A 3,963-nucleotide genomic window follows, 5' to 3' on the forward strand; every position below is an offset into this window, starting at 1 on the left:
TCGGGGGAGGGGGGGAGCGGCGGCGGCGCCGTGTCGGGCGACGCCGACAGCACCTCGGCCCGGACGGCGCGAGGCGCGGCGAAGACGCTGCCCTGCGCCAGCGGCACGTCGAGATCGATGAGATCCGGCACTTCCGTCTCGGATTCGACGCCGGTCGCGACGAGGCGGATTCCGACGCGCCCGAGGGACGCCACCAGATCCTCCAGCGCGATGTCGGGCATCGCCTCCCGGTCGAGCGGGCGCAGCAGCAACGCCGCGGCCACCTTGACCTGGGCGATGCCGCGCTCGGCCAGGGCGTTCGGATCGAAGCGCAGGTCGATCGGGCGATCCATCACGAAGCCGATCCGTCCGCGCAGGCCCGCCAGCAGGGCGGCCTGCTCGGCGTCGAGGCTGCGCCAGCTCGCCTGCGGCAGGGCGATCACGACGCGGCCCGCGAGTTCCGGCCCCTCGCTGACGAGGCGGCCGAGGGAGCGCAGGAAGCCCGGCTCGAACAGCGAGTGCGGCGTCAGGCTGTAGCTGACCGAAGCGGGACTGCCGCGCCCCTGGAGATGCCGCGCGATGGTCGCGACGCGCTGGAGCATGCGCCGGTCGAGGGCCGTGGTGCGGCCGTGCCGCTCCAGCACCGGCAGGAAGGTCTCCGGCGCGTAGACCGCCTCGCCGACCTTGAGCCGCGCCAGGGCCTCGTAGGCGACGACCTTGCGCTGCGGCAGGGTGACGACCGGCTGCAGGTAGACTTCCAGTCCCTCGCCGTCGAAGGCTTCGATCAGCGGCGTCTCGTCCCCGATCGCCGCGAACGGATCGGTCGTTCGGGCGGGGGGCGGCGTCGTACGGGGCACGAGCCGCATCGGCGGCGCCACCGGCTCGGGGTCGGGCAGGACGGTCGCGGCCGGCACCGGGCTCGGCTGGATCGTCTCCGCCGCGCGGGAGCGGGGGGGCTCGGGTGCCTGCGCCTGCACCTTCAGGCGGGCGATGTCGCCGTCCTGCGCGGAGACCACCGCGGCGAGTTCCCGCACGATGCCGCTGAGGATGCCGATCTCGGCGGTCACCTCCTCGATGCCGGAGACGAGCCGCGCGTCGAGGGACCTAAGCGCTTCGTCGAGGTTGGCCGGTGCCGAATCGGCCGGGGCCGAACCCTGCATGCGCGACTGGACCAGGGCGGCGGCGACGGCCTCCAGCTTCACGAGGCGCTGGGAGAGGACGCCGATCTCCTTCGACACGACCTCCTGCGCGGTGGTGAGGGCGGCGAGCCGCCGCCACAGCAGGGCACCGCCGACGATGGCGAGGCCGGAAACGGCGGCGACCGCGGCGAGCGGCACGAGCAGCGCCAGCGGAACGAGGATCAGGACGCCGACGAGGCCGAGGATCCAGGGCGTGCCGCGCGGGCGCATCGTTCGGGATTTCGGTGTCTTCACCGTCGATCGACGCGCTTCTGTCTGGCGGCCGCGGCCGGGCTTCTCATTCACGGTGCGGTGCGGGTGCCCGCAGGACGTGTGGCTGAAACGCGCCGGCGGGCGTCGATGACGCGCCCGGCTCGTCGTAACCCTAATGTCGCCGAGGCCGTGCTTCGCCGCAAGGCGGTGCGCGGCATTCTCCCGTCGAATCGGCCCGAAGAGGCCGCGCGCTTGCCGGGCGCGTTCTAGGTGCCACATGTGCGGTGCCCCGGAGGCCGCCGGAGAGCGGGCACGCAGGAGATGAAGGCGATGGATCAGAGCCCGATCGAGTTGACGATGCGCGTGGAGGGTATGACCTGCGAGGGTTGTGCCGAGGCCGTGCGCCGCACGATCCGTCGCCTCGACCCGCAGGCGGAGGTTTCGGTCGATGTCGGTCACGGCCGGGTCACGGCGACGACCGTCGCGCAGAGCCTCGACGTGGCGCAGGCGCTCACCAAGGCCGGCTACACCGCCACCGCGATGACGGGCTGAGCGCAGGGCGAGATTTCGCCCGTCCCCTGAAGAAACTTAACGGATCGCATCAAAAAAATCCGAGACGCTTTTCCCCGCTGTTTCGCTCACACTGCGACAATCGGTTTATCGTGGCTGTTTCGTCCGTTACCACGGAAGTACGTGGGCCAACCGCGCGCCGGGCGACGGCCCGACGTGCCGCGAGCCCGGGTCACAAGAAACGACGGTGAGAGAAATGCCCTCAGATATCGAGATCGCCCGCGCGGCGACCCTGAAGCCCATCGCCCAGGTTGCCGAGAAGCTCGGCGTTCCCGACGAGGCGCTTCACAACTACGGCAAACACATCGCCAAGATCGACCACGATTTCATCAAATCGCTGGACGGCAAGCCCGAGGGCAAGCTGGTGCTCGTCACCGCGATCTCGCCGACGCCCGCGGGCGAGGGCAAGACCACGACGACGGTGGGCCTCAGCGACGCGCTTAACCGCATCGGCAAGCGCACCGTGGCCTGCCTGCGCGAGCCCTCGCTCGGCCCCTGCTTCGGCATGAAGGGCGGCGCCGCCGGCGGCGGCAAGGCGCAGGTCGTGCCGATGGAGCAGATCAACCTGCACTTCACCGGCGACTTCCACGCCATCACCTCGGCCCACTCGCTGGCGGCCGCGCTGATCGACAACCACATCTACTGGGCCAACGAGCTCAACATCGATGTGCGCCGCATCCATTGGCGCCGCGTGGTCGACATGAACGACCGGGCGCTGCGCGCCATCAACCAGTCGCTCGGCGGCGTCGCCAACGGTTTTCCGCGCGAGGACGGGTTCGACATCACGGTCGCGTCCGAGGTCATGGCGGTGTTCTGCCTCGCGCGTGATCTGGCCGACCTCGAGGAGCGCCTCGGCCGCATCGTCATCGCCGAGACCCGCGACCGCAAGCCGGTGACGCTGGCGGACGTGAAGGCCACCGGCGCCATGACCGTGCTCCTGAAGGACGCGCTCCAGCCGAACCTCGTCCAGACCCTGGAGGGCAACCCGGCGCTGATCCATGGCGGCCCCTTCGCCAACATCGCCCATGGCTGCAACTCGGTGATCGCCACCCAGACCGGCCTGCGGCTGGCGGATTACGTCGTGACCGAAGCCGGCTTCGGCGCCGATCTCGGCGCGGAGAAGTTCATCGACATCAAGTGCCGCCAGACCGGCCTCAAGCCCTCGGCGGTGGTGATCGTCGCGACCGTCCGCGCGCTCAAGATGCATGGCGGCGTCAACAAGAAGGACCTCGCGGGCGAGAACCTCGACGCGCTGGAGAAGGGCTTCGCCAACCTCGAACGCCACGTGAAGAACGTGCGCAGCTTCGGCCTGCCGGTGGTGGTGGGCGTGAACCACTTCTTCCAGGATACGGATGCCGAGCACGCTCGGCTGAAGGACCTGTGCCGCGACCGGCTCCAGGTCGAGGCGATCACCTGCAAGCACTGGGCGGAGGGCGGCGCCGGCGCCGAGGCTCTGGCCCAGGCCGTGGTGACGCTCGCCGAGGGCGAGCAGCAGCCGCTGAGCTTCGTCTACGAGACCGAGACGAAGCTCACCGACAAGATCAAGGCGATCGCGACCAAGCTCTACGGCGCGGCCGACATCCAGATCGAGTCGAAGGCCGCCACCAAGCTCGCCGGCTTCGAGAAGGACGGCTACGGCCATCTGCCGATCTGCATGGCCAAGACGCAGTACTCGTTCTCGACCGACCCGACCCTTATCGGCGCGCCCTCGGGCCACCTCGTCTCGGTGCGCGACGTGCGCCTCTCGGCCGGTGCCGGCTTCGTCGTGGTGATCTGCGGGGAGATCATGACCATGCCGGGCCTGCCCAAGGTGCCGGCGGCGGACAACATCCGGCTGGATGCCAACGGGCAGATCGACGGGTTGTTCTAGTCTAACGCGTCGCCCTCTCCCCTCTGCGGGAGAGGGTGCCTGCGGAGCAGGCGGGTGAGGGGCCGGCTCAGGTCTTTCCGGAAGCGGCGCTCCCCTCACCCGACCCCCTTCGGGGGCCACCCTCACTCGCAGAGGGGGGGAGGGCTTTTTTTC

The 3,963-nt window shown here is 70.0% G+C and carries 3 protein-coding genes; 2 read left to right on the top strand and 1 reads right to left on the bottom strand.

Translation table 11 applies throughout. From position 1 onward, the window contains the following. The coding region (locus ABS772_RS05750; protein ID WP_350392927.1) for an EAL domain-containing protein at positions 1-1,412 on the bottom strand (1,412 nt) is incomplete at its 3' end. 288 nt (positions 1,413-1,700) lie between these two features. On the opposite strand from ABS772_RS05750, the gene ABS772_RS05755 reads away from it, so the two are divergent. Continuing rightward, a complete protein-coding gene (locus tag ABS772_RS05755) occupies positions 1,701-1,922 on the top strand; it encodes a heavy-metal-associated domain-containing protein (protein WP_350392928.1) in 222 nt (73 codons plus the stop codon). A gap of 214 nt (positions 1,923-2,136) precedes the next feature. Beyond that, on the top strand, positions 2,137-3,810 hold the full coding sequence (locus ABS772_RS05760; protein ID WP_238258854.1) for a formate--tetrahydrofolate ligase: 1,674 nt from the start codon (positions 2,137-2,139) through the stop codon (positions 3,808-3,810). Positions 3,811-3,963: the final 153 nt, after the last annotated feature.

It is taken from the genome of Methylorubrum podarium (assembly GCF_040270385.1).
GTDB lineage: Bacteria > Pseudomonadota > Alphaproteobacteria > Rhizobiales > Beijerinckiaceae > Methylobacterium > Methylobacterium podarium.

Excerpts from the sequence above, each read along its gene's own strand:
- ABS772_RS05755 (WP_350392928.1), top strand. The coding sequence starts at position 1,701 with ATGGATCAGAGCCCGATCGAGTTGACGATGCGCGTGGAGGGTATGACC.
- ABS772_RS05760 (WP_238258854.1), top strand. The coding sequence starts at position 2,137 with ATGCCCTCAGATATCGAGATCGCCCGCGCGGCGACCCTGAAGCCCATC.